The organism is Streptomyces sp. NBC_01549 (assembly GCF_026339955.1).
Taxonomy (GTDB): domain Bacteria; phylum Actinomycetota; class Actinomycetes; order Streptomycetales; family Streptomycetaceae; genus Streptomyces.
Map to the genome: position 1 here is coordinate 6,949,981 of NZ_JAPEPW010000001.1, position 22,042 is coordinate 6,972,022.

The 22,042-nt window shown below is 71.6% G+C and carries 23 protein-coding genes; 17 read left to right on the plus strand and 6 right to left on the minus strand.

All coding sequences use genetic code 11. The annotated features are described in order from the left end of the window. Nucleotides 1–47 precede the first annotated feature (47 nt). Together OG819_RS31015 and OG819_RS31020 are read left to right on the plus strand one after the other, a co-directional pair. Entirely contained in the window at nt 48–635 is a 588-nt protein-coding gene (locus OG819_RS31015; protein ID WP_266622160.1) for an ester cyclase, read from the plus strand. A gap of 271 nt (nt 636–906) precedes the next feature. Further along, nucleotides 907–2,100 (plus strand): PP2C family protein-serine/threonine phosphatase, encoded by a 1,194-nt coding sequence (locus tag OG819_RS31020; RefSeq protein WP_266622158.1) that lies wholly within the window; start codon nt 907–909, stop codon nt 2,098–2,100. Nucleotides 2,101–2,110: 10 nt separating this feature from the next. Here OG819_RS31020 and OG819_RS31025 read toward each other — a convergent pair whose 3' ends face one another. The 3 genes from OG819_RS31025 to OG819_RS31035 all read right to left on the minus strand — a co-directional run bounded on the left by OG819_RS31025 (nt 2,111) and on the right by OG819_RS31035 (nt 3,461). Further along, nucleotides 2,111–2,371, minus strand: coding sequence for a hypothetical protein (locus OG819_RS31025; protein WP_266622157.1), 261 nt, complete (start codon nt 2,369–2,371; stop codon nt 2,111–2,113). Continuing rightward, complete coding sequence (locus OG819_RS31030) at nt 2,358–2,624, minus strand: DUF6400 family protein (protein WP_266622155.1); 267 nt, start codon at nt 2,622–2,624, stop codon at nt 2,358–2,360. Before OG819_RS31030 ends, OG819_RS31025 begins: the two co-directional genes overlap by 14 nt. 132 nt (nt 2,625–2,756) lie before the next feature. Further along, nucleotides 2,757–3,461, minus strand: a complete 705-nt coding sequence (locus OG819_RS31035; RefSeq protein WP_266651880.1) for a GAF and ANTAR domain-containing protein — start codon at nt 3,459–3,461, stop codon at nt 2,757–2,759. Between the two features lie 254 nt (nt 3,462–3,715). Between OG819_RS31035 and OG819_RS31040 the strand changes: the two genes are divergently transcribed. From OG819_RS31040 to OG819_RS31050, 3 genes are all read left to right on the plus strand, one after another. After that, nucleotides 3,716–3,976, plus strand: coding sequence for a WhiB family transcriptional regulator (locus tag OG819_RS31040; RefSeq protein ID WP_266417899.1), 261 nt, complete (start codon nt 3,716–3,718; stop codon nt 3,974–3,976). A 52-nt stretch (nt 3,977–4,028) separates the two neighbouring features. Further along, nucleotides 4,029–4,463 carry an ATP-binding protein gene (locus tag OG819_RS31045; protein ID WP_266417900.1) on the plus strand — a complete coding sequence of 145 codons (435 nt, stop codon included), beginning with the start codon at nt 4,029–4,031 and terminating at the stop codon, nt 4,461–4,463. 272 nt (nt 4,464–4,735) lie between these two features. Continuing rightward, a complete protein-coding gene (locus tag OG819_RS31050; protein WP_266651882.1) occupies nt 4,736–5,071 on the plus strand; it encodes a hypothetical protein in 336 nt (111 codons plus the stop codon). 110 nt (nt 5,072–5,181) lie between these two features. Here OG819_RS31050 and OG819_RS31055 read toward each other — a convergent pair whose 3' ends face one another. The 3 genes from OG819_RS31055 to OG819_RS31065 form a co-directional block, all read right to left on the minus strand. Continuing rightward, complete coding sequence (locus OG819_RS31055) at nt 5,182–5,643, minus strand: ATP-binding protein (protein ID WP_266651884.1); 462 nt, start codon at nt 5,641–5,643, stop codon at nt 5,182–5,184. A gap of 341 nt (nt 5,644–5,984) precedes the next feature. Beyond that, on the minus strand, nt 5,985–6,383 hold the full coding sequence (locus tag OG819_RS31060; RefSeq protein WP_266417905.1) for a hypothetical protein: 399 nt from the start codon (nt 6,381–6,383) through the stop codon (nt 5,985–5,987). A 173-nt stretch (nt 6,384–6,556) separates the two neighbouring features. Then, nucleotides 6,557–7,447, minus strand: coding sequence for an LLM class F420-dependent oxidoreductase (locus OG819_RS31065; RefSeq protein ID WP_266579999.1), 891 nt, complete (start codon nt 7,445–7,447; stop codon nt 6,557–6,559). Between the two features lie 121 nt (nt 7,448–7,568). Here OG819_RS31065 and OG819_RS31070 point away from each other — a divergent pair, with 121 nt between their 5' ends. From OG819_RS31070 to hypF, 12 genes are all read left to right on the plus strand, one after another. Next, nucleotides 7,569–9,200, plus strand: a complete 1,632-nt coding sequence (locus OG819_RS31070; RefSeq protein WP_266622148.1) for a family 43 glycosylhydrolase — start codon at nt 7,569–7,571, stop codon at nt 9,198–9,200. A 162-nt stretch (nt 9,201–9,362) separates the two neighbouring features. After that, nucleotides 9,363–11,135, plus strand: coding sequence for an enoyl-CoA hydratase-related protein (locus tag OG819_RS31075; protein WP_266651886.1), 1,773 nt, complete (start codon nt 9,363–9,365; stop codon nt 11,133–11,135). An 89-nt stretch (nt 11,136–11,224) separates the two neighbouring features. Then, nucleotides 11,225–12,313, plus strand: a complete 1,089-nt coding sequence (locus OG819_RS31080; RefSeq protein ID WP_266417910.1) for a hydrogenase expression protein HypE — start codon at nt 11,225–11,227, stop codon at nt 12,311–12,313. Between the two features lie 85 nt (nt 12,314–12,398). Continuing rightward, nucleotides 12,399–14,183 (plus strand): nickel-dependent hydrogenase large subunit, encoded by a 1,785-nt coding sequence (locus OG819_RS31085; protein WP_266622145.1) that lies wholly within the window; start codon nt 12,399–12,401, stop codon nt 14,181–14,183. After that, entirely contained in the window at nt 14,180–14,791 is a 612-nt protein-coding gene (locus tag OG819_RS31090; protein ID WP_266651888.1) for a hypothetical protein, read from the plus strand. Before OG819_RS31085 ends, OG819_RS31090 begins: the two co-directional genes overlap by 4 nt. Next, nucleotides 14,788–15,444 carry a DUF5947 family protein gene (locus tag OG819_RS31095; protein ID WP_266622142.1) on the plus strand — a complete coding sequence of 219 codons (657 nt, stop codon included), beginning with the start codon at nt 14,788–14,790 and terminating at the stop codon, nt 15,442–15,444. Before OG819_RS31090 ends, OG819_RS31095 begins: the two co-directional genes overlap by 4 nt. Then, nucleotides 15,441–16,139 (plus strand): DUF6084 family protein, encoded by a 699-nt coding sequence (locus tag OG819_RS31100; protein ID WP_266417916.1) that lies wholly within the window; start codon nt 15,441–15,443, stop codon nt 16,137–16,139. Before OG819_RS31095 ends, OG819_RS31100 begins: the two co-directional genes overlap by 4 nt. After that, the gene (locus tag OG819_RS31105; RefSeq protein ID WP_266651890.1) at nt 16,136–17,584 is read left to right on the plus strand and encodes a hypothetical protein; all 1,449 of its coding nucleotides are present in this window, start codon (nt 16,136–16,138) and stop codon (nt 17,582–17,584) included. The genes OG819_RS31100 and OG819_RS31105 overlap by 4 nt, the downstream gene beginning before the upstream one ends. Continuing rightward, a complete protein-coding gene (locus tag OG819_RS31110) occupies nt 17,581–18,141 on the plus strand; it encodes a hydrogenase maturation protease (RefSeq protein WP_266622139.1) in 561 nt (186 codons plus the stop codon). Before OG819_RS31105 ends, OG819_RS31110 begins: the two co-directional genes overlap by 4 nt. Nucleotides 18,142–18,413: 272 nt before the next feature. Further along, complete coding sequence (gene hypA / locus OG819_RS31115) at nt 18,414–18,809, plus strand: hydrogenase maturation nickel metallochaperone HypA (RefSeq protein ID WP_266622137.1); 396 nt, start codon at nt 18,414–18,416, stop codon at nt 18,807–18,809. Nucleotides 18,810–18,812: 3 nt separating this feature from the next. Further along, nucleotides 18,813–19,583 (plus strand): hydrogenase nickel incorporation protein HypB, encoded by a 771-nt coding sequence (gene hypB, locus OG819_RS31120; protein WP_266417921.1) that lies wholly within the window; start codon nt 18,813–18,815, stop codon nt 19,581–19,583. Further along, entirely contained in the window at nt 19,580–22,039 is a 2,460-nt protein-coding gene (gene hypF / locus OG819_RS31125; protein ID WP_266622134.1) for a carbamoyltransferase HypF, read from the plus strand. Before hypB ends, hypF begins: the two co-directional genes overlap by 4 nt. Nucleotides 22,040–22,042 lie beyond the last annotated feature (3 nt).

Below are 22,042 nucleotides of genomic sequence, written 5' to 3' on the forward strand. Positions count from 1 at the left end.
TCCCTTCGCCTGTAGTCCCTCCATCACCCGAGACGCGAGGAACCGTCATGACCGCCACCCGCACCATCCGCACCACCCCGAGGCGCCACCGGGCGCGACTGCTCGTCCCCGCGGCGATCGCCGCCCTCGCCTTCACCGCCACGACGGCCGCCGCGGACACCGCACCGGCAACCGCGGCCGAGCGGACCGTCGCGGCCCACGACCGCCGGGGAGCCGAGCAGACGCCGAAGGCGATGCTCGACGCGTGGCTGCGGCTCTGGAACGGCGATTTCGCCCAGGCCCCGGGCATCATCTCGCCCGGGTTCCGGGTCCACGCCGCCCTCCTCGACGGCGGTGACGGCAGTTCCATCCGGGGCGTCGACGGCCTGGTGGCCTGGATCGGCCAGACCCGCGCGGCATTCCCCGACCTGCGCTTCACTATCGAGGTCCCCCCTCTGGTCGACGGCCGCTACGCATCCGTGCGCTGGACGGCCACCGGCACCTACGGCGGCGGCTTCCCCGGGGCCAAGGCCGAGCCCGGGACCGTGGTCACCTTCACCGGCACCGACACACTCCGCGCCCGGGACGGCAGGTTCGTGGAGTACTGGGTCAACACCGACACCCTGAGCTTGCTCACCCAGCTCCAGGCACTCTGAAGCACTGCCTCCCGGAGCAGGGCGGTCACGGGTGTGTCGTCGGCAGGGTCCGGTGCTTGACATGCCGTGGAGTGGAGCAATGACCGGTACGCCGTGCCGGGGCGCAGCAGGCTGGGCGTCTTGCCGAAACCGTGTGCCAGGAGTTCCGTGTGAACAGGCTGCATCAAACGAGCCGTCAGTCGTGCCGTCCGCTCGTGGGCCCACTCTCGGTGCACCCCCCTGCCTCGGCGACGTCCCCGCTCCCGCCCCTCGCACAGCGTCGCGGGACGCCATGAGGTGGCGGGGTCGCGGCACGGAGGCGGGGAGCGCCGCGCCGGAGCCGGACAGCACGGGCCGCTCGCTGCCGGCACCGCCCGTGTGGATGCGCTGGCTACCGCTGTTGTACGTCGCGGTCGTTCTGTTGATCGAGCCCATCACGCCCGTGCAGTGGCCGGTGAGCTTCCTGCTGATCGCGCTCCCGTTGGTGGCCGCCTTCGCCCATGGACCCCTGATGGTCGTCGGTGTCACCGTCTTCGCCGTCGTGCTCGAGGGGGTTCTCGCCGGCACCCCGTGCTGTGCGGGACGTTCCGTCGGCTACCTGTTGTGGGACCGCCACTACGTGGCCGCCTACATCTGCACCGTCCTCGTCGGCACCCTGGGAACCATCCTGGCCGTCAGCCGGATGCGAAGGGAGCGCACGCTGGCCACCGTGCGCTTCGTGGCCGAGATCGCCCAGCGCGTGCTGCTCAGGCCCGTTCCGCACCGCGTCGGTGACATCCTGGTGGAGAGCTTCTACCTCTCCGCCGACGCGGAGGCACGTGTCGGCGGCGATCTCTACGAGGCGGTGCCCACGACGCACGGCCTCCGCCTCGTGATCGGCGACGTCCGAGGCAAGGGTCTGTTCGCCGTGGAGACCGCCGCCGCCCTGCTCGGTGCCTTCCGCGAAGCCGCCCACGACGAACCCGATCTCGCCGCCCTGGTGCGCCGGGTGGAGACCAGCGTGAGCCGCCGGGCCTCCTACTACCCCGGCAGCGACATGGCGGAGCGCTTCGTCACCGCGGTCTTCGTGGAAATCGTGACCCCCGCCCGCGTCGTGCGGATCGTCAACTGCGGCCACCCGCCCCCTCTGCTCATCAGCGGCGCCGAAGTCACCGAACTGGAGACGCGCCAGTCCTCACCGCCCCTGAACCTCGGCGTGCTCGTCGGAGAGCCCTACCACTCCGACGAACATCCCTTCCGGCCGGGCCATCAGCTCCTGCTGTACACCGACGGCGTCACCGAGACACGCGACCGGGACGGCGTCTTCTACCCCCTCGTCGAGCGAGTCCGCTCCTGGGGCCTTCTCCCGCCCCGGGAACTCCTCGATCGTCTCCACCACGATCTGCTCGCCTACAGCGGCAACCGTCTCCACGACGACACAGCCGCCCTCGTCGCCTGCTACGTCCCCGACGAACCGCGGGCACCCACCGACCCGCACGCTCCCTGAGCCGGAGCGATCAGCGAGGATCCGGGCGGCCGCCGGTGATGCGGCTCCACAGGGAGCGGGTGGCGCCGAAGCCGCTCTCGTGGACCCACACGTGGGTGCAGGACGGGCACTGAAGGTGGAGCAGGCTGCCGGTGTTGGAGAGCAGATAGCGCCAGTGGTCGGAGCAGGTACGCCGTTGCTCGCACGGTACGCATCCGCGACTGTCGTTGCAGTTCGGACAGCTCACCCAGGCGCGGCGCCCGCGGTCCGCCTGCGGGTCAAGCGGCAGCACGGCCGTCGCCCCGCGGGGGGAGCACCCCGGCCGCGACCAGGTCGTCGTACAGGCGCTGCTGCTCCTCGTCGAGACCGGAGTACAGCAGGTCGTACGCGGCCTCCTCGCCGCGCATGACCTCGATCGGGTCCCAGTCGGAACCGAGGGCGGCCAGGACCTGGGCCTGTCGTTGCCCCTCTTGAGCGGTGAGGTCGACGGAGAAGTCGACCAGCGCGGGGGTGTCGTCGGGAGGCGGGGGGTTATGTGGGTCCATGAAACAAAACTTAGGTATGCCTTCTTTGCCAGGGCAAGAGAGGGTGGCTGAAGTCACAGCAGGTCGGAGACCATTTCGACGGTCTCCGCCGGGTGGCCCGGGCCGGCTCGTCGCCCGCTGAGCCCGCGGCGGTCAGCTGGGCCTTTCGCCGGTCTCGCAGATGCGGCGGGCGATCTCGCGCAGTTTGATGTTGTGGTCCTGGGACGCCTTCTTGAGCAACTGGAAAGCGGAGTCCTCGGTCAGCTCGTAGCGCTCCATGAGGATGCCCATGGCCTCGCCGATCTCGTGACGGGTCTCCAGGGCGTCGCCGAGCTGCTGATGCGTACGGGCCGCGGAGAAGGCCACCGCGGCGTGCGAGGCGAGGATCCAGCCGGCACGCTGAGCGGCCTCGTCGAAGGTGTGCGGCCGGCGGGAGTAGAGGTTGAGGGCGCCGAGCTCGTCGTCCTCGGTGAAGAGGAGGAAGCCCATCACGCTTCCCATGCCCAGCTTCCTCAGCTCGGGGGCGAAGCGGGACCAGCGCTCATGCGGCTGGTTCAGGTCCTCGATGGTGTAGATCTGCTGACGGTCGGCCACGGCGTCGAAGCACGGGCCTTCCCGCAGATCCTGCTGGATCCGGTCCGCGCGGCGCACCACGTCGCTCGTGGCCGCCAGGGGATGCACCTCACCCCGCCGCACGGTGAGGATGCCGGCGTCGTCGCATCCGTTGATGAGAACCGCCGCATGCTGCACAACGCGGTCCAAGGTGTCCTGGACCGAGTCCTGGGCCAGCAGATCCCGCGCCATTTCCGCCAGGGCGACGGCGAACTGCTCCCAGACCTCGCCGGGCTCGTGCGACATGTGCCACCTGCTTGTCCGTCGAAGCGCCGCCGCCGCTCATCCGCGGTCCCATCTTCCCACTCGGGCGTCCCCGCCGCGCCGGACGGGCAGGGGGCGCCGTACCCGTACACGGCTGTCCGCGTCGTCCTCGCTCAAACGGTGCCGTTTCCGCGAAACCGGCTGTTTCACAGGTGCGATCAAGGGTGACCCGAAGGAGGACCGAAGTCCCACGAACAACAGATCGCGCGACACCATCGCGCTCTCAGGAGGCCCCCATGAACGACTGGCGAGAGTCCGCGGCCTGCCGGACCGTCGATCCCGATCTGTTCTTCCCCATCGGTAGCACCGGCCCCGCGCTGCCTCAGGTCGAAGAGGCGAAGGCCGTCTGCCGACGCTGCCCCGTCCGTGAGGAATGCCTTCGCTGGGCGCTCGACACGGGACAGACCATCGGCGTCTGGGGCGGTACGAGTGAGACCGAACGACGCGCGCTGAGGCGGCGCACGGTCGCCCGCAGGTCCCGGGACTCCGGCGCGTAGGCACGCGGTCACGAAGAGGAAGTCATCCCGCCGACGAGACCGGGGAGGCGCGATGGAAAGCGACCCCAATGGGGACGAGAAGGTGTCGGGCGCCGAGCCCGAGGGCCTCACCAGCGCTTTTCCCGGTCAGCTGCGCAACGTGACCGACGCTCGTCTCGTGGCGGACGACTATCTGCGCGAACTCGCGCGGACGTCGCCGCCCGGGTCGGCCGAGCACTGGGACGACGTTCTGCTGGTGGTGACGGAGCTGGCCGCCAACACGGTCCAGTACGCTCCGGGACCTTTCGAGCTCCGGATCCGCCGCACCTTCGACGGTGTGCATGTCACGCTGCGCGACAGCAGCACCACGCCGCCCACGGCTCGCCGCGTCGACCCGGCCCACGGCGCGGGCGGAATCGGCTGGCATCTGCTCCACGCGCTCTGCCATCAGGTGAGTGTCGTGGTGCGGCCCGACGGCAAGGATGTGCACGCCTTCCTCCCCTGGTGAGGGATGTCTCGCCCTTCTCGCCGCTGCTGCCGCCCGCGCACGGACACCGCCGCACCAGCGGTGAACGGGATCGGGAACCCGGACGGGATCGGGGAGCGTCCCGGAACAGCCCGACCGCATTGTCAGTGCCCTCCGCGACAATGCCGAGCAGCGAGAACGTCACCGCTCCCGGTGGTACGCGATCGAACCCGTCCGTCGAAAGGCCGCCCGTACATGACGCCCGCTCTCCGACGCCGCGCCGTGCCGCGAGCCCTGAACGGAGGCCGCTGACGATGCTCCAATCCCTCCCGCGCTCGCCCGCGGCACTCGGCCCCGGTGGTGCCGAGGTCCTGCGTCTGATCACCGTGCAGCGCGTTCCCGTCTGCCTCACCGTGCATGCCAACGGGCGGCGCCGGTACGGCTATTGGCAGCCCCTCAGTTCCGAGACGGGACGGGGAGGTTGTTACGTGGCCCTGCCCACGGACGAGTGCGACGTGCTGCATGCGGCGGGCCGGATCGAGCTGGGCGACCCGGTGATGGACCCGGCGAAGACCACGTATCCGGTGCGCCCCGTCGTGCGAGGCGCACCCTCGGCGACCGGCACGCCCCGGCAGGCGCTCACGGCGTGAGCTCGATCAGCCTGCCGGGGCCCGTCGCGCGGACGGCTTCCCGTCGACCAAGGCGTCTCCGGCCGCTCGTCCCGCCGCTGGTACGAAAGGTGGGAACCCCGTTAGGGGACTCAGCGCGGTGAGAGCGGTACGACGGCCGTGATGCGTTTGCCGCCGGCGTGGAGCTCCGCGATGGTGATGTCGCGGGCGAGTCGGCAGATGATCGGCCAGCCGTGGCCTCCGATCCTCATGGGTCCGAGGTCGTCGGCGTGCTCTGCCGGTGCGGGCAGTTCCCGGCTGTGGTCGCTCACCGACAGGCGTACTTCCCGGTCGACCAGCATCACCTCGAACTCGGTGACACCGCCGCCGTGCAGCATCGCGTTGGTGGTGAGTTCCGAGGCGACGAGCAGGACGTCGCCGACGGCGATGTCATCGCCCGCGCCCTCGCCCTCGCGCCCGCCGGATCGCCGCGCGCCTTCGAGCGCGTGCCTGACCGCTTCGCGCACCTCGGCCGGACTGTGCGGTCCGGGTGAGCACGGTCGCCCCGGGGCGGTCGTCGGGTCGGTGGAGTTGGTCCGGTAGTCCGCGCACATTCCTCTCTCCTTTGCCTGAAAAGACATGAGCCCACCGCAAGCGGGTGCGGCGGGCCCTGGGCAAGGCGTGGTCCTCGGCCACTGGTTCGACAGTGCGCTCCAGCACTACGCCTGACCTGGCAAGCCCCGTCCAAACCTGTCCGTTGGGGGTAGGACGTCCTGCGGGGGCTGCGCCGACTCCGGCATCACGACGTGCAGACGTTCTTCAGCTCGTCGTCCGTCTTGGCGTCGATCTTGGCGATGCGGCGTCCACGTCGGGGGGCAGCGGCCATGGGAAGGGCCCTTTGACGGAAATCGGGCGTGCCTGGGGAAGGGCGGCGGAGGCGGGGCGGGGCGACCGGTCAGTACCAGGGCTGGTCGACCGCCTGGGCGGGCTTCTTGCGGCGGCCGGCGATGAGGCCGCCGGCCGCACCCAGCGAGACCAGGCCCATGCCGACGGCGGCCATGATCCCCTTCGCGCCGTCCATGGTGAAGTAGCAGACCGCGGCCACGGCGCCGTTGAACAGGAACAGGAACCACAGCACCGGCGGCGTCGACAGGAACGCCTTGATCCTCGGCTTCTTCGCGATGCGCGAGCCCGCCACGAGTGACACGGCGACACCGGCGTACGTGGCCACGTCCTTCCGCGTGCCGTCGAGCACGGCGCCGGAGGCGGAGCTCGCGGCGAGGCCGCCCACGAAGAACGACCAGAGCAGCAGGTTGGCGACGAACGACTTCACGGCGGCGAGCAGCGACTTCACGGGATTTTCCTTTGGAAGGGGACGCGCGGGTCCGTTGCGATCTCTGCCGTCAACGATCCCGTCGCCCGCCCGCCGCCACGAGGGACCGGCCCCCCGGATCGATGGTGTAGCGCGTTATACCACGTGAGCCACCCCGGAGGGCGCCGGCAAGGACCTGGAAGCGCGGGGGAGAGTCAGAGCAGCATGCCCGCCAGCCGCCGCCACTCCTCGCGCGGAAGGGAATCGGGGGACTGCCCGGTCACCACCTGGATTGCCACATGGTCCGCGCCCGCCGCGTGGAAGGCGTCGAGACGTGCGCGGATACGGTCCTCGTCGCCCCAGGCGAAAAGCGCGTCCACGAGACGGTCGCTGCCACCGTCCGAGAAGTCGGACTCGGCGAAGCCCAGCCGCAGAAAACTGTCGGTGTAGTTCGGCAGCGACAGATAGAGGGCGAGGACGCCCCGGGCCAGAGCGCGGGCGCGGTCCGGGTCCGTCTCCAGGACGACCTTGAACTCCGGTGCCAGCAGCGGGACTTCACCCAGGATCTCGCGGGCCTGCGCGGTGTGCTCCGGCGTTACCAGGTACGGGAGCGCCCCGGCGGCGCGGTCACGCGACAGCTTCAGCATCTTCGGGCCGAGGGCGGCGAGCATCCGGCGCCCGGCGGGCACTCCCACCGCGTCCAGCGCGTCCAGATGGGCGACCATGCTCGCGTAGGGGCGGCGGTACTGGTCCGCGAGCTTGGCGTGGCTCACCCCGAGGCCGAGCACGAAGCGCCCCAGGTGGGCCGTCTCCAGATCGGCGAAGCTCACCGCGCTCGCGGAGGCGTCCTGCGTCCAGATGCTCTGGATGCTGGTCCCCACGATGAGCCGCTCGGTCGCCGCGATGAGCGGCGCCGCGTTCTCCGCGGTGCTGCTGCCACCCAACCAGACCGCTCCGAAGCCGAGTTGTTCCAGCTCGACGGCCGCCTCGGCGCGCTCGCCCGCTCGCTGCGGATCCTCTGATCGCAGACCCACGCTCCAGATGCCGTACCGCCCGACGGCCTCCTTCAGTGAGCGGACCTGGTTCTCGGTCGTGACGTCGTTCATCGATTCCGATCCCTTCGGTTACGGGTTCCCGGCGGCCGAACCACCGTTGCCTGCGTACGTGTTCGACACTACGGTCCTCTTCGATCACCCGCTCTAGATCATCGCCCCTCGAAGGAGACGTATGCGGCAGCGGACCGCGCAGGTTGTCCGGAACCCGGTCCTGGCCGGCTCGCATCCGGACCCGTCCATCCTCCGTGTGGGGACCGATTTCTACCTGGCGACCTCGACGTTCGAGTGGTGTCCGGGCGTACGGCTGCACCATTCCAGGGACCTCGTGCACTGGCGGCCCCTGGGCGGTGCCCTGGACGGCACCCGATTGCTGGACCTGACCGGCTGCCCGGACTCCGGCGGCGTGTGGGCGCCGAACCTGAGCTACGCGGACGGCTTGTTCCACCTGGTCTACAGCAATGTGTCGACATACGCGGGCGGCTTCAGCGACAGCCCCAACCACCTGGTCACCGCGGAGTCGATCGACGGGCCCTGGTCCGACCCGGTGCCGTTGCACGCGCGCGGTTTCGACGCCTCCCTCTTCCACGACGGCACCGACAGCCGGCTGCTGAACCTGGTCCACGACTGGCGTCCGGGCCACGGTGGCTCGGCCGGCCTGGAGGCGACCCGGTACGATCGCGCCACGCGCCGCCTGGTCGGCGAGCCCGAGCCCGTCGTGCTGCCGCCCGGGGCCGACTGGATCGAGGGCCCCAACCTCTACCGCCGCGGCCCCTGGTACTACCTGCTGACCGCGGACGGCGGCACGGGCTACGACCACCAGGTAACCGTCGCCCGCTCGCGTGCCTTGACCGGCCCCTACGAACGCGACCCCGCGGGCCCGTTGATCACCGCCCGCCACGACCCGGATCTGCCCCTCCAGAAGGCCGGGCACGGCAGCCTGGTGGAAACCCCGGGCGGCCTGTCGTATCTCGCCTATCTGGTCGCCCGGCCGCACGGCCGGCACGGACCGTGCGTCATGGGCCGCGAGACCGCGCTGGCACCCGTCACCTGGACCCCGGACGGATGGCCGCGCACCCTCACGGGCCTGCCCGCCCTGGAGGTACCGGCCCCCGACACACTCGTCGACGGTGCCCCCTCACGCCCGGACGACCATGGCGACCCGGAAGACCCGGCGGACTCCGACGGCTTCGACCGGCCGGTGCTGGGACCCCAGTGGTCCACGCTGCGCCGACCCCCGGCCCCCGACTGGCTGTCCCTGACCGACCGCGCCTCCCATCTGCGGCTGCGCGGCGGTCGCTCCCCGCAGAGCCTGATCGGCCCCAGCCTGGTGGCGCGCCGGGTGACCGCCGCGCGCTGCGCGTTCGAGGCCACGATGGAGTACCGGCCGCGGACCTTCCAGCAACTGGCCGGGATCACCGCGTACTACAACACCCGCACCTGGTACTTCCTGCACGTCACCGCGGACGACGAGGCGCGCGCGGTGCTGCGCGTGGCGGCCCGCGACCGGGGCGCGCTCACCGTCGACGAAGCGGGCGGGGAACCTCTCGGCGCCACCACGCGGCTGCGCCTCGGTCTCGACCTCGACGGATCCGCCCTGCGCTTCCGCTACGACACGGGCGCCGGCTGGCGTCCCCTCGGCCCGCCGCTCGACGCGACCGTGCTGTCCGACGAACACGTCGAGGAGATGGAGGGCGACCAGATCCGCGCCCTCGGGTTCACCGGCGCGTTCGTCGGACTGTGGGCCTGGGACCTGACCGGGGGCGGCCTGCACGCCGACTTCGACGAGGCGACGTACCGCACCTGAAGCCCGCCGTACGGCCCGGGCCGCGGGGCCGCCGGGTGGCGGGTTGCCGTCCGCTTTCGGGTGACCCCTCAGCCTGTCGTCGGGGCGGGGCGGTTCGGCGTGTCCGAGCATCGCAGTCGACCGGGGCGTCGCCGCCCGCACCGTCCGCCGCCGGAGCTCGCCGTGCACATCCTGCTCGTGGCCAGCGCCTTCAACAGCCTCACCCAGCGCGTCCACGCCGAACTGCGCGACCACGGGCACACGGTCGCGGTGGAACTCGCGCTGCCCGAGCGCCCGTTGGCCGAGGCCGTCCGGCGGCACACCCCGGACCTCGTGCTCGCGCCGATGCTGAAGACGGCGATCCCCCGCGAGGTGTGGGCCGCGTACCCGTGCTTCATCGTCCACCCGGGGCCCTTCGGGGACCGGGGGCCGTCCTCGCTGGACTGGGCGATCCAGCGGGGCGCCGACCGGTGGGGGGTGACGGTCCTTCAGGCCGACGAGGAGATGGACGCGGGGGACGTCTGGGCGTCCGTCGACTGCGCGGTCCCGCCGGTGGGCAAGAGCGAGCTGTACCGGGGTGAGATCGCCGACGCCGCGCTCACGGCCGTCCTGCTCGCCGTGGAGCGCTTCGCCTCCGGGACCCACACCCCGCGCCCGCAGGGCCCTGCCCACGCGGAGTACACCCCGGTGCGCATCCGCCCGTACCTCGGCCAGAGCGTCCGGCGGATCGACTGGGACGCCGACTCCACGGAGACCGTCCTGCGCAAGCTGCGCGCGGCGGACTCGCAGCCCGGTGTGCTGGACGTGTTGTGCGGCGCCGAGTGGTACCTGCACGGCGGCCACCCCGAGGGCGGCCTGCGCGGCACTCCGGGGGAGTTGCTGGCCACCCGGGCCGGCGCGATCTGCCGGGCCACGACGGACGGCGCCGTCTGGATCCCCGAACTGCGGCGCAGGCGTGCTCCGGGACGGCCGCCCACGTACAAACTGCCCGCCGCACAGGCTCTCGGCGACCGGCTGCCGTCGCTGCCGGAACTCGCCGCGCCGGATTGCGCGGACCCGCGCCGGCGCACCTGGACGGACATCGGGTACCGGGAGGACGGGAACGTCGGAATCCTCTCATTCTCGTTCCCCGGCGGAGCGATGAGCACCACGCAGTGCCGACGCCTTCTCGACGCCTACCGACAGGCGTGCGCGCGGCCCACCTCGGTGCTGGTGCTCGGCGGGCAGCGGGACTTCTTCTCCAACGGAATCCACCTCAACGTCATCGAGGCGGCCGAGGACCCCGCCGCCGAGTCCTGGGCCAACATCAACGCCATGGACGACCTCGTCGAGGCCGTCCTGACCACCACGGACCGGCTCGTGGTCTGCGCCGTCGCGGGCAACGCCGCGGCGGGCGGCATGATGCTCGCCCTCGCCGCCGACGAGGTCTGGTGCCGCACGGGCGCCGTACTCAACCCGCACTACCGGCTCATGGGCCTGTACGGCTCGGAGTACTGGACCTACACGCTGCCACGGCGCGTGGGCGCGGCGACGGCCGACCGGCTCCTGGGTGAGGCCCTGCCGATGAGCGCGGTCGGCGCCCGCGACCTCGGGCTCGTCGACCGGGTGGTCGACTGCGGTCCCGGGGACTTCGCCGCGGAGGTCGGCCGCCTCGCTGCCCGGCTCGCGGCACTGCCGGGATCACCGTCCCGGATCGCCGCGAAGAAGGCGGAACTGGAACGCCAGGAGTGCGGCGAGCCCCTGGCCGCCTTCCGGGAGCGGGAGCTGGCCAGGATGCGCCGCACCTTCGACGACCCGGACGCCCCCTACCACGCACTGCGCCGCGCGTTCGTCCACAAAGAACGGCCGGCTCGCACCCCGCCGCACCTCGACCTCGCGACGACCACGACCACCAGGGCAGGGGGCGGCGGCGGACCGGTCCGCCCGGGCGCGCGTCACTGGATCGGCCCTGGATGACCTCTCGCCCCGGCCGGATGGCTGGTACCAAGAGAGCTGATGGTCGAAATACAGGCTTTTGTCCCTCACCTCCCCGAGGAGGCGGTCCCATGACAGCGGCGACACCCAGTACGGCCGGCGCGACGAACGCCGGTGGTGCGCCCGCCGACGAGACGCCCACGATCCACATCCTCTGGATCAACGCCGGGCTGAGCTGCGACGGAGACTCCGTCGCGCTGACGGCGGCCATGCAGCCGAGCATCGAACAGATCGCGCTCAGCGATCTGCCGGGTCTGCCCAAGATCGCCGTCCACTGGCCTCTCATCGACTTCGAATGCGGTCCGGTCGGCGGCGCGGACACGTTCATCGAGTGGTTCTTCAAGGGGGAGCGGGGCGAGATCGATCCGTTCGTGCTGGTCGTCGAGGGATCCGTCCCCAACGAGTCGATCAAGCCCGAGGGCTACTGGTGCGGCTTCGGCGACAACCCCGAGACCGGCCAGCCGATGACGACCAGCGAGTGGATCGACCGGCTCGCGCCCAAGGCGCTCGCCGTCGTCGCCATCGGCACCTGTGCCACGTACGGCGGCATCCACGCCATGGCGGGCAACCCGACCGGCGCGATGGGCGTGCCCGACTATCTCGGCTGGGACTGGAAGTCGCACGCCGGCATCCCCATCGTGTGTGTCCCCGGCTGCCCCATCCAGCCCGACAACTTCGCCGAGACACTGACGTATCTGCTCTACCAGGCGGCCGGCTCCGCCCCGATGATCCCCCTCGACGACAAGCTGCGCCCGTCGTGGCTGTTCGGCGCCACCGTGCACGAGGGCTGCGACCGCGCGGGCTACTACGAGCAGGGCGAGTTCGCGACCACCTACGACTCGCCCAAGTGCCTCGTGAAGCTGGGCTGTTGGGGTCCGGTCGTCAAGTGCAACGTGCCCAAGCGGGGCTGGATGAACGGCATCGGCGGCTGCCCGAACGTCGGCGGCATCTGCATCGCCTGCACCATGCCCGGGTTCCCCGACAAGTTCATGCCGTTCATGGACGAACCCCCGGGCGCGAAGTTGTCCGTCACGGCCAGCGGCGCCTACGGGGCGGTGATCCGAAGACTCAGGTCGCTCACGACCAACACCGTGGACAAGGAGCCGAAGTGGCGCCACACGGGAGACAAGATCACCACCGGATACCGGCCGCCGTGGTGAACCCCCGCCCCACCTGAGACAGAGCTCCACCAGCCCGTCCACACCCTCCCGGACCACCCGCGCGAAGAAGGGCACGACACACACGATGGCACCGAAGACGAAGGCGGCCGGAGACGGTAGCGGCCTGATGGAGATGGCCTGGGACCCGATCACGAGGATCGTGGGCAGCCTGGGCATCCACACGAAGATCGACTTCAAGCAGAAGCGGGTCGCGGAGTGCTACAGCACCTCGTCCGTCTTCCGCGGCTACAGCGTCTTCATGCGCGGCAAGGACCCCCGCGACGCGCACTTCATCACCAGCCGCATCTGCGGGATCTGCGGGGACAACCACGCGACCTGTTCGGTGTACACGCAGAACATGGCGTACGGCGTGAAGCCCCCGAACCTCGCCGAGTGGATCATCAACCTCGGCGAGTCCGCGGAGTACATGTTCGACCACAACATCTTCCAGGAGAACCTGGTCGGGGTCGACTACTGCGAGAAGATGGTCAAGGAGACCAACCCGGGCGTCCTCGAACTCGCCGAGCGCACCGAGGCGCCGCACGCCGCCGAGCACGGATACCGCACCATCGCCGACATCATGCGGTCCCTGAACCCCCTCGAGGGCGAGTTCTACCGTGAGGCGCTCCAGGTGAGCCGCTACACCCGGGAGATGTTCTGCCTCATGGAGGGCCGCCATGTGCACCCCTCCACGCTCTACCCGGGCGGCGTCGGCACCATCGCCTCCGTCCAGCTCTTCACGGACTACCTCAGCCGGCTGATGCGCTACGTCGAGTTCATGAAGCGCGTCGTCCCCCTCCACGACGACCTGTTCGACTTCTTCTACGAGGCCCTGCCCGGGTACGAGGAAGTGGGGCGCCGGCGGGTGCTGCTCGGTTGCTGGGGCGCGCTCAACGACCCCGAGTACTGCGACTTCACCTACGCCAACATGACGGACTGGGGCCGGCGGATGTTCGTCACCCCCGGCGTGATCGTCGACGGCAAGCTCGTCACCAACGACCTCACCAAGATCAACCTCGGCATCCGCATCCTGCTGGGCAGTTCGTACTACGAGGACTGGGAGGGCCAGGAGCAGTTCGTCACCCACGACCCGCTCGGCAACCCGGTCGACCCGCGCCACCCGTGGAACCAGCACACCATCCCCGCCCCGCAGAAGCGGAACTTCGACGACAAGTACAGCTGGGTCATGTCGCCCCGCTGGTTCGACGGCAAGGAGCACCTCGCCCTCGACACCGGCGGCGGCCCCATCGCCCGCCTGTGGTCCACCGCCCTGTCGGGCCTCGTCGACACGGGCTATGTGAAGGCGACCGGCCACAGCGTGGTCATCAACCTGCCGCGCACCATGACCAAGCCCGAGACCACCTTCGAATGGCAGATCCCGCGCTGGAGCAACGCGCTGGAACGCAACCGCGCGCGCACCTACTTCCAGGCCTACACCGCCGCCGTCGCCCTGCACTTCGCGGAGAAGGCGCTGGAGGAGGTCCGCGCCGGACGCACCCAGACCTGGGAGAAGTTCGAGGTGCCCGACGAGAGCATCGGCGTCGGCTTCACCGAGGCGGTCCGCGGTGTGCTCTCCCATCACATGGTGATCCGCGACGGCAAGATCGCCAACTACCACCCGTACCCGCCGACCCCGTGGAACGCCAGCACCCGGGACACCTACGGCACGCCCGGCCCGTACGAGGACGCCGTGCAGAACACGCCGATCTTCGAGGAGAACTCCCCGGAGAACTTCAAGGGCATCGACATCATGCGCGCCGTCCGCAGCTTCGACCCCTGTCTGCCGTGCGGCGTGCACATGTACGTCGGTGGCGGCAAGACCGTCCAGAAGATGCACATGCCCACCGGCCTGAGCGGACTGGGCGGATGAGCGCGGGCACGACCATCGACACGACCAAGGCGGCACCGGCGGTCGACGCGGTGCGCACCGGGCAGCGGATCGAGGACGTACTCGACCGGCTCGCCACCACCGGTGACCCGGCCACCCGCGCGGCGGCCGAGGAACTCGTCCAGGCCCTCATGGACTTCTACGGGGCGGGCCTGGCCCGGATGCTCCAGCTGCTGTCCGCGCCCGTGGGCGGCAGTTCCCCCGGTGACCCCCTGGCGGGGCTGCTCGGCGACGAACTGGTCGCGAGTCTCCTCGTCCTGCACGACCTGCACCCGGAGGACCGGTCGACCCGCATCACCCGCGCGCTCGACAGCGTCCGCGACCACGAACTGGACGTCGTGGACTTCGACGAGGACACGGGCACCCTCCGGCTGCGGGCGGCCGGAGGAGGCGGATGCGGCTGCGCGGCGAGCGGTACGACGGCCCAGCAGGCGGCCGAGGGCGCGCTCGCCTGCTTCGCGCCGGAGGTCACGGCGGTCGAGGTACAGGACGCCGACCGGTCGAGGGAACCCACGCTGCTCCAGATCGGCACCGGCCCCGGGACCCGCGCCGGCACCACCGCCCGCCCGGCCCCGGCGAAGACCCCGTGAGCGCGCCCCCGGCCCCCCGCCCGGCCACGCGCGGCTCCGGGCTGCGCAGGTTCCTGACCGGCCGTGAACCGCGGTCGGAGCGCTGCGGGCTGTGCGCGGTGGCGGTGGACGAGGCACGCCACCGCCACCTGGTGGACACCGAGCACCGGGCCATCGTCTGCGCCTGTACGCCCTGCGCCCTGCTGATGGAACAGCCGGGCGCCGCCCTCGGCCGCTTCCGCGCGGTCCCGGACCGCTGTCTCACCGACCCGGACCACCACCTCGACGAGGGTGCCTGGGAGGCGCTGCAGATCCCGGTCGGCGTCGCCTTCTTCTTCCGCAACGCCGCGCTCGACCGGCTGGTGGCCCTCTACCCGAGCCCGGCCGGGGCCACCGAGAGCGAACTCGATCCGGCGACCTGGACCGCTGTCCTCGGCGACAGCCGTCTCGCCGAACTGCTCGAACCCGATGTGGAGGCGCTGCTGCTGCGCCGTCACGAGGGCCGCTGCGAGTGCTATCTCGTGCCCGTCGACATCTGCTACGAACTCGTGGGCCGGATGCGCCTGTTGTGGCAGGGCTTCGACGGCGGCGCCGAGGCCCGCGCCGCCCTCGACGCCTTCTTCGAGCACCTCGGCCGACGCGCCCGCCCCGTCCGCGAGGAGGGCCCGGCGTGACGGAGTTCGCCTTCACCTGCACCGGTGTGCGCGCCGACCGGTTCGCCGCCGGACCGACCCTGGTCTTCCAACTGCGCATCACCGCGACCGGCGATCAACCGGTCCACGCCATGGCCCTGCGCTGCCAGATCCGCATCGAGCCCGCCAAGCGCGGCTACGAGACCGCGGAGGCCGACGGGCTCGCCGACCTCTTCGGTGAGCGCTCGCGCTGGGGCAGCACCCTCCAGCCGGTGCAGTTCGCCCAGGTCTCCGTCATGGTCCCCGCCTTCACCGGAGAGACCGAGACGGACCTCGTCGTACCGTGCACGTACGACATGGACATCGCCGCGACCCGCTACTTCGCCGCGCTGACCGGCGGCGAGGTGCCACTGCTGATGCTGTTCTCCGGCACGGCGTTCACCGGAGCGGGCGGCTTCCGCGTCGAACCCGTCCCATGGGACCGGGAGGCGGTCTTCCGGATGCCGGTGGCCACCTGGCGGGAGATGGTCGAACAGCACTTCCCCGGCTGCGGCTGGATCCGGCTGCCCCGCGACACCATGGACGCCCTGCTCGCCTTCCGCTCCCGACGGGCCCTGCCCTCCTGGGAAGCGACCGTGCGGGCCCTGCTCGACGAGAACGGCGGGGCGGCCCCCGCACCACCCCGAAGATTCAGTCTCACCGGCATCACCAGCACCACCGGAAGGACCGCTCCGTGAGCGTGACCACGTTCGCCCCGGAGACCGAGGCCCGCCTCGCCCTCGCCCGGCAGGTGGCCGACGCCGTCCTCTTCGAGGGCTATGTGCTCTACCCGTACCGTGCCTCGGCGGCCAAGAACCGGCTGCGCTGGCAGTTCGGCGTACTCGTCCCGCCCGCCTGGGGCGCCGACTGCGAGGAGTACGACTTCCAGCACACCGAATGCCTGATGGAACCCAAGGCGGACGCCAGCCTCGCGGTCGAGCTGCGCTTCCTGCGCGCCCGGCGCCGCACGGTCCAGCAGGCGCGTCCGGACGGCGGCTTCGACACGGTCCCCGAACTACGGCTCGGGGACCGGACCCTGGTCCCCTGGGACGAGGGAACGGAAGAACGCGTCGAGGCGGTCGTGCCGGTCGGCGAACTCTTGGGCGACGGCGTCAGGGTCCCCTTCGACCGACCGGCAGGTGAGGACACCGAGCCCGTCCTCGACGAGACCGGCCGCGTCGTCGGCCGGATGGTCCGCCGCTACGAGGAGACGAGCGGCGTACTCCGGTTGTCCGCGAGCGAACTCGACGGCCCCTACCGCGTACTGCGGCTGACCACCATCGTCGAGAACACCAGCACCTGGACACCCCCGGACGGCACGGCGGCCGACCGGGACGCGGCGCTCCCGCGCTCCCTGGTCGCCGCCCACCTCCTCATGGGGCTGAGCGCGGGATCGTTCCTGTCGATGACGGATCCCCCCGAGTGGGCGAAGCGCGCGGTCGCGTCCTGCCGCAATCTGCACACCTGGCCCGTACTCGCCGGCGAACCGGGGCGCGGGGACGTGGTGCTGTCCTCGCCGATCATCCTGGAGGACCACCCGGCCATCGCGCCGGAGAGCCCCGGGGCCCTGTACGACGCCACCGAGATCGACGAGATCCTCGCCCTGCGCACCGCCGCGCTCACCGACGAGGAGAAACGCGAGGCCCGGGGCACCGACGACCGGGCGGCCGCCGTGATCGACCTGGCCGACACCATGCCGCCCGAGGTGCTCGAGCGCCTGCACGGGGCGGTGCGCAGTCTGCGCGAGGTGACGGGAGCGGGCGAGAAGACCGCAGCGGCGTCCGCTCCGGCCGCGGACGGCTTCCCCGACGAGTTCGGCGTGCGGCGTCCCGACACCCCGTGGTGGGACCCGGCGAGCGACGCCGGTTTCGACCCGGCGCGGGACCGGATCGACGTCGACGGCCGCTCGCTGGGCGCGGGAAGCCGGGTGCTGCTGCGACCGGGGCTGCGCCGCGCCGACGCACAGGACCTGTTCCTTGCGGGCCGTACGGCGAAGGTCGAGGCCGTGCTGCACGACGTGGACGGCGGAGTGCACCTGGCGGTGACGGTCGAGGACGATCCGGGCGCCGACATCCGCCGCGAACAGGGCCGCTTCCTCTACTTCCAGCCCGACGAGGTCGAACCGCTGGAGGACGAGGCATGAGCCTGCCCGCGGACTCACCCCGCCAGGAGCGCGGCAAGGTCCTCGTCGCCGGGATCGGGAACATCTTCCTCGGGGACGACGGCTTCGGCGTCGAAACCGTGCGCGCCCTCACCGGGCGGCAACTGCCTCCGCACGTCGAGGCCGTGGACATCGGCGTACGGGGCGTGCACCTGGCCTACCAGGTCCTCGACGGCTACGACACCCTGATCCTCGTGGACGCCACCGCGCACGGCGAGCGACCCGGGACCCTGTACGTCATCGAACACGACAGCGCCGACGCGGGCGAGCCGCACGACGTACCCCTCGACGGACACCGGATGACCCCCGACACCGTGCTCGCGCTGCTGGAGACCCTCTGCGCCACAACCGGCGGGCAGCCGCCGCGCCGCACGCTGGTCGTGGGATGCGAACCCGCCTCCGTCGAGGAAGGTATCGGGCTCAGCCCGCCGGTGTCGGCCGCCGTACCGGAGGCCGTCCGGCTGATCGAAGAGTTGCTGCGGGCCGACGAACCGGGAGAGTCCGCGCCGCGGGCCACGGTCGGCGAAGCCGCGAAGTGAGGAGAGAAGCCATGATCAAGACCCTCGTCGGCGGCGCGCTGGCCGCCGTTGTCACCGCCGTCCTCGTGCAGATCCTGCCCGACCTCAGACGCTATCTGCGGATCCGCAGCATGTGAGCCGACGTGCTCCCGGCCGAACGCCCCCGCCGCGCGGCGCCGTTGCGGCGAACGGCGTACGCGTCCGGCCGGCGACGGCGTGCCGGTCCACCGCCCCCGGACGCCTCCTCTCTAATGAGGGGCGGCGGACGCCCTGCCCGAGACGGAGACCGGTCGATGCACGAGATGTCCCTCGCGATGGCGGTGATCGGCCAGGTGGAAGAGGCGGCGCAGCGGGCCGGTGACGTCACGGCCGTGCGCTCGGTACGGCTTCAGGTGGGCGAGCTGGCCGGTGTGGTACCCGATGCCCTCTCCTTCTGCTTCGAACTGGCCTGCGCCGGAACCGTGCTGGAGGGCGCCGAACTGGTCACCGAAGCCGTGCCGGGACGGGCCCGCTGCGCACCCTGTGCGCACGAATGGGCCGTCGGCATGCCGCCCGCGCTGACCTGCCCGCGCTGCAAAGGAGCCACCACAGAGCTGCTGGCGGGCCGGGAACTCCAGATCCTCAGCGTGCAGTGGGAGGACGGCCCTGCGCACGCCCACCCCCGCGAACCGATCTCCGAGGAGCGCTGAACCATGTGTCGTGTGGTCGACCTGCAGCAGGCCGTCCTGGCCAAGAACGACGAGACCGCGCACACCCTGCGCACCGGCCTCGCCTCCCGCGGCACCACGGTCGTCAACCTGCTCTCCAGCCCCGGCAGCGGCAAGACAGCACTGCTGGAAAGGGAACTGGGGCTCGCACGGCAGCGGTCCGTGCCGGTCGCGGCGCTCACCGCCGACCTCGCGACCGAGAACGACGCGCAGCGGCTGGCCCGCTCGGGCGTTCCGGTCAAACAGGTCCTCACGGACGGGCTGTGCCACCTGGAGGCCGGGATGCTCGGCCGCCACCTGGAGGGCTGGCTGCCCGACGACACCCGGCTGCTGTTCGTCGAGAACGTCGGCAACCTCGTCTGCCCGGCCTCCTACGACCTCGGGGAGACTCTGAGAGTCGTGCTCGCCTCCGTGACCGAGGGCGAGGACAAGCCGCTCAAGTACCCCACCGCCTTCGGCCTCGCCCACCTCGTGGTGGTCACCAAGACCGACATCGCCGAGGCCGTCGAGTTCGACGAGGCGGCGTTTCGCGCGAACGTCGAGCGGGTCAACCCCGGAGTGGACGTGCTGCTGACCTCGGCCCGCCGGGACCGGGGCGTCGGCGCCCTGCTCGACCGGGCGCTGGCGGCCGCGGACGGCGCCCCGCTCCACGAGCCCGTCATGGCACGCCGACCTGACGGCGCCTCGACCACCCACCATCACCACGGCCATGAGCACCCGCACGGCACCGGCGCCATGGCGCACTCCCACTCGTGAGCGGTTCGCCTTCTTTGGGCGCCGTCGTCGACGGGACACCGCTGCGCCGACGGGTCACCGTACGGGGCGTGGTGCAGGGCGTCGGCTTCCGCCCGTACGTCTACACCCTCGCCACCGGCCTCGAACTGTCCGGGCATGTCACCAACACCCCCGAGGGCGTCATCGCGGAGGTCGAGGGCGCCCCCTCGGCCGTCGCCCGCTTCTGCGACCGCATCGCCGTCCAGGCACCGCCGCTGGCCCGCGTGGACTCCGTGCACCACGACGACGTACCCGTCACCGGTGACGCCGCGTTCACCATCCTCGCCTCCCGCACGGGCGGACCGGCGGGCACCCTGATCCCGCCGGACACGGCGACCTGTGCCGAGTGCCTGCGCGAACTCGCCGATCCTGCCGACCGGCGCCACCGCCACCCCTTCATCAACTGCACCCACTGCGGCCCCCGGTTCACCATCGTCACCGGCCTGCCCTACGACCGCTCCCACACCACTATGGCCGGATTCCCGATGTGCTCCGACTGCGCCCGGGAGTACGCGGATCCGGCCGACCGGCGCTTCCACGCGCAACCCGTCGCCTGCCCGCACTGCGGCCCGCGACTGCGGCTGCTCGTCCCTCGACCGGGCGTGAGCGGCCCTCCGGAGCCCGTCGCCGGAGCGGACCCGGTCGCCGAGGCCCGCCGGCTCCTGGCGGACGGAGCGATCCTCGCGGTCAAGGGCCTCGGCGGCTACCACCTGGCCTGCGACGCCACGAACCCCGCAGCCGTCGATCTGCTGCGCCGACGCAAGGCCCGAGGGGACAAACCCTTCGCGGTCATGGCCCGGAGCCTCGACGATCTCTGGCACCTCGTACGGATCGGCGCCGAGGAGCGGAGCCTGCTCGTCGGCGCCACCCGCCCCATCGTGCTGCTGCGCCGCCGTACGGAGGTACCCGTGGCGGGGGCACCACGGCCCGCCGACTCCGTCGCGCCCGGCAGCCCCGACCTCGGTGCCATGCTGCCGTACACCCCCCTGCACCACCTGCTGTTCGGACTGCCCGGAGACCCCGAGGGACCCCCGTTGCTCGTCATGACCAGCGGCAACGTGTCCGGTGAGCCGATCGTCACCGACGACCGGGAGGCGCTGGAGCGGCTGGCGGGGCTGGCCGACGGCTGGCTCACCCACGACCGGCCGATCCATGTGCCGTGTGACGACTCCGTGGTGCGGGTGTGCGACGGGGAGTTGTTGCCACTGCGTCGCGCCCGCGGCTACGCGCCGCTGCCGCTGACCCTGCCGGTCCCGGTGCGCCAGGCCCTCGCCGTCGGCGGGGACCTCAAGAACGTGCTCTGCCTCGGTGAGGGGCACCGGGCCTGGCTGTCCGCCCACATCGGCGACATGGACGACCTCGCCACCCAGCACGCCTTCGAACGCGCCGTGGCCCAACTGGAGTCGATCACTCCCGTACGCCCCGAACTGATCGCGGCCGACCGGCACCCCGGGTACCGCTCGGCGCGCTGGGCCGACCGGAACGCGGCGGGCCGGCCCGTCGTACGCGTCCAGCACCATCACGCCCATGTCGCCGCCGCGATGGCCGAACACGGGCTGGACGGCGGCCGGCCGGTGATCGGGGTCGCCTTCGACGGCACGGGCTACGGCGACGACGGCGCGGTGTGGGGCGGGGAGATCCTGCTCGCCGACTACGACGGCTTCACCCGGTTCGGGCACCTCGCGTATGTGCCGCTGCCCGGCGGTGACGCGGCGGTGCGGCGGCCGTACCGGATGGCGCTCGCGCATCTGCGCGCGGCGGGGATCGGCTGGTCGGACGAGCTGGCCTGCGTGAGGGCCTGTCCGGCCGATGAACGGCTCGTGCTGGAGCGGCAGTTGGAGCGCGACCTGAACTGCGTTCCGACCTCCAGCATGGGCCGCCTCTTCGACGCCGTGTCCTCCCTCGCGGGCGTCTGTCACGAGTCCGGCTACGAGGCCCAGGCGGCGATGGAGCTGGAGGCCGCCGCGCTACGGGCACCCGCGGGGGATCCCGGCGCGTACACCTTCGCCCTCCGGCCGCCCGGTTCGGGCGAGGGCGGGCTCCCGAGGACGTATGGCGCACGCGGACCTGGCGCGGGGGGCTCGGCGGATCGGGGGCCCGTCGTCGCCGACCCCGCACCGGTGTTCGCCGCCATCGTGGCCGATCTGCGCGCGGGTGCCGGACCGGCCGTCGTCGCGGACCGCTTCCACCGGGCCGTCGCCGGTCTCGTGCACCGCGTCTGTGTGCTGGCGCGCGAACGGCACGCGGTCGAGACGGTGGCCCTGACCGGCGGTGTGTTCGCCAACTCCCCGCTGTCCTCGGCCTGCGCGGCGGCCCTGGGCGCGGACGGGTTCACGGTCCTGCGCCACCACCTGGTCCCGCCGGGCGACGGCGGTCTGGCCCTCGGGCAGCTCGTGGTGGCCGCGCGCGCCGAGGACCGAACCCGAGCCAACGACTGACCA

Excerpts from the sequence above, each read along its gene's own strand:
- OG819_RS31090 (WP_266651888.1), top strand. The coding sequence starts at position 14,180 with ATGAGCGCGGGCACGACCATCGACACGACCAAGGCGGCACCGGCGGTC.
- hypA (WP_266622137.1), top strand. The coding sequence starts at position 18,414 with ATGCACGAGATGTCCCTCGCGATGGCGGTGATCGGCCAGGTGGAAGAG.
- OG819_RS31080 (WP_266417910.1), top strand. The coding sequence starts at position 11,225 with ATGACAGCGGCGACACCCAGTACGGCCGGCGCGACGAACGCCGGTGGT.
- OG819_RS31040 (WP_266417899.1), top strand. The coding sequence starts at position 3,716 with ATGAACGACTGGCGAGAGTCCGCGGCCTGCCGGACCGTCGATCCCGAT.
- OG819_RS31045 (WP_266417900.1), top strand. The coding sequence starts at position 4,029 with ATGGAAAGCGACCCCAATGGGGACGAGAAGGTGTCGGGCGCCGAGCCC.
- OG819_RS31110 (WP_266622139.1), top strand. The coding sequence starts at position 17,581 with ATGAGCCTGCCCGCGGACTCACCCCGCCAGGAGCGCGGCAAGGTCCTC.
- OG819_RS31055 (WP_266651884.1), bottom strand. The coding sequence starts at position 5,643 with ATGTGCGCGGACTACCGGACCAACTCCACCGACCCGACGACCGCCCCG.
- OG819_RS31070 (WP_266622148.1), top strand. The coding sequence starts at position 7,569 with ATGCGGCAGCGGACCGCGCAGGTTGTCCGGAACCCGGTCCTGGCCGGC.
- hypB (WP_266417921.1), top strand. The coding sequence starts at position 18,813 with ATGTGTCGTGTGGTCGACCTGCAGCAGGCCGTCCTGGCCAAGAACGAC.
- OG819_RS31020 (WP_266622158.1), top strand. The coding sequence starts at position 907 with ATGAGGTGGCGGGGTCGCGGCACGGAGGCGGGGAGCGCCGCGCCGGAG.
- OG819_RS31065 (WP_266579999.1), bottom strand. The coding sequence starts at position 7,447 with ATGAACGACGTCACGACCGAGAACCAGGTCCGCTCACTGAAGGAGGCC.
- OG819_RS31030 (WP_266622155.1), bottom strand. The coding sequence starts at position 2,624 with ATGGACCCACATAACCCCCCGCCTCCCGACGACACCCCCGCGCTGGTC.
- OG819_RS31015 (WP_266622160.1), top strand. The coding sequence starts at position 48 with ATGACCGCCACCCGCACCATCCGCACCACCCCGAGGCGCCACCGGGCG.
- OG819_RS31035 (WP_266651880.1), bottom strand. The coding sequence starts at position 3,461 with ATGTCGCACGAGCCCGGCGAGGTCTGGGAGCAGTTCGCCGTCGCCCTG.
- OG819_RS31050 (WP_266651882.1), top strand. The coding sequence starts at position 4,736 with ATGCTCCAATCCCTCCCGCGCTCGCCCGCGGCACTCGGCCCCGGTGGT.
- OG819_RS31085 (WP_266622145.1), top strand. The coding sequence starts at position 12,399 with ATGGCACCGAAGACGAAGGCGGCCGGAGACGGTAGCGGCCTGATGGAG.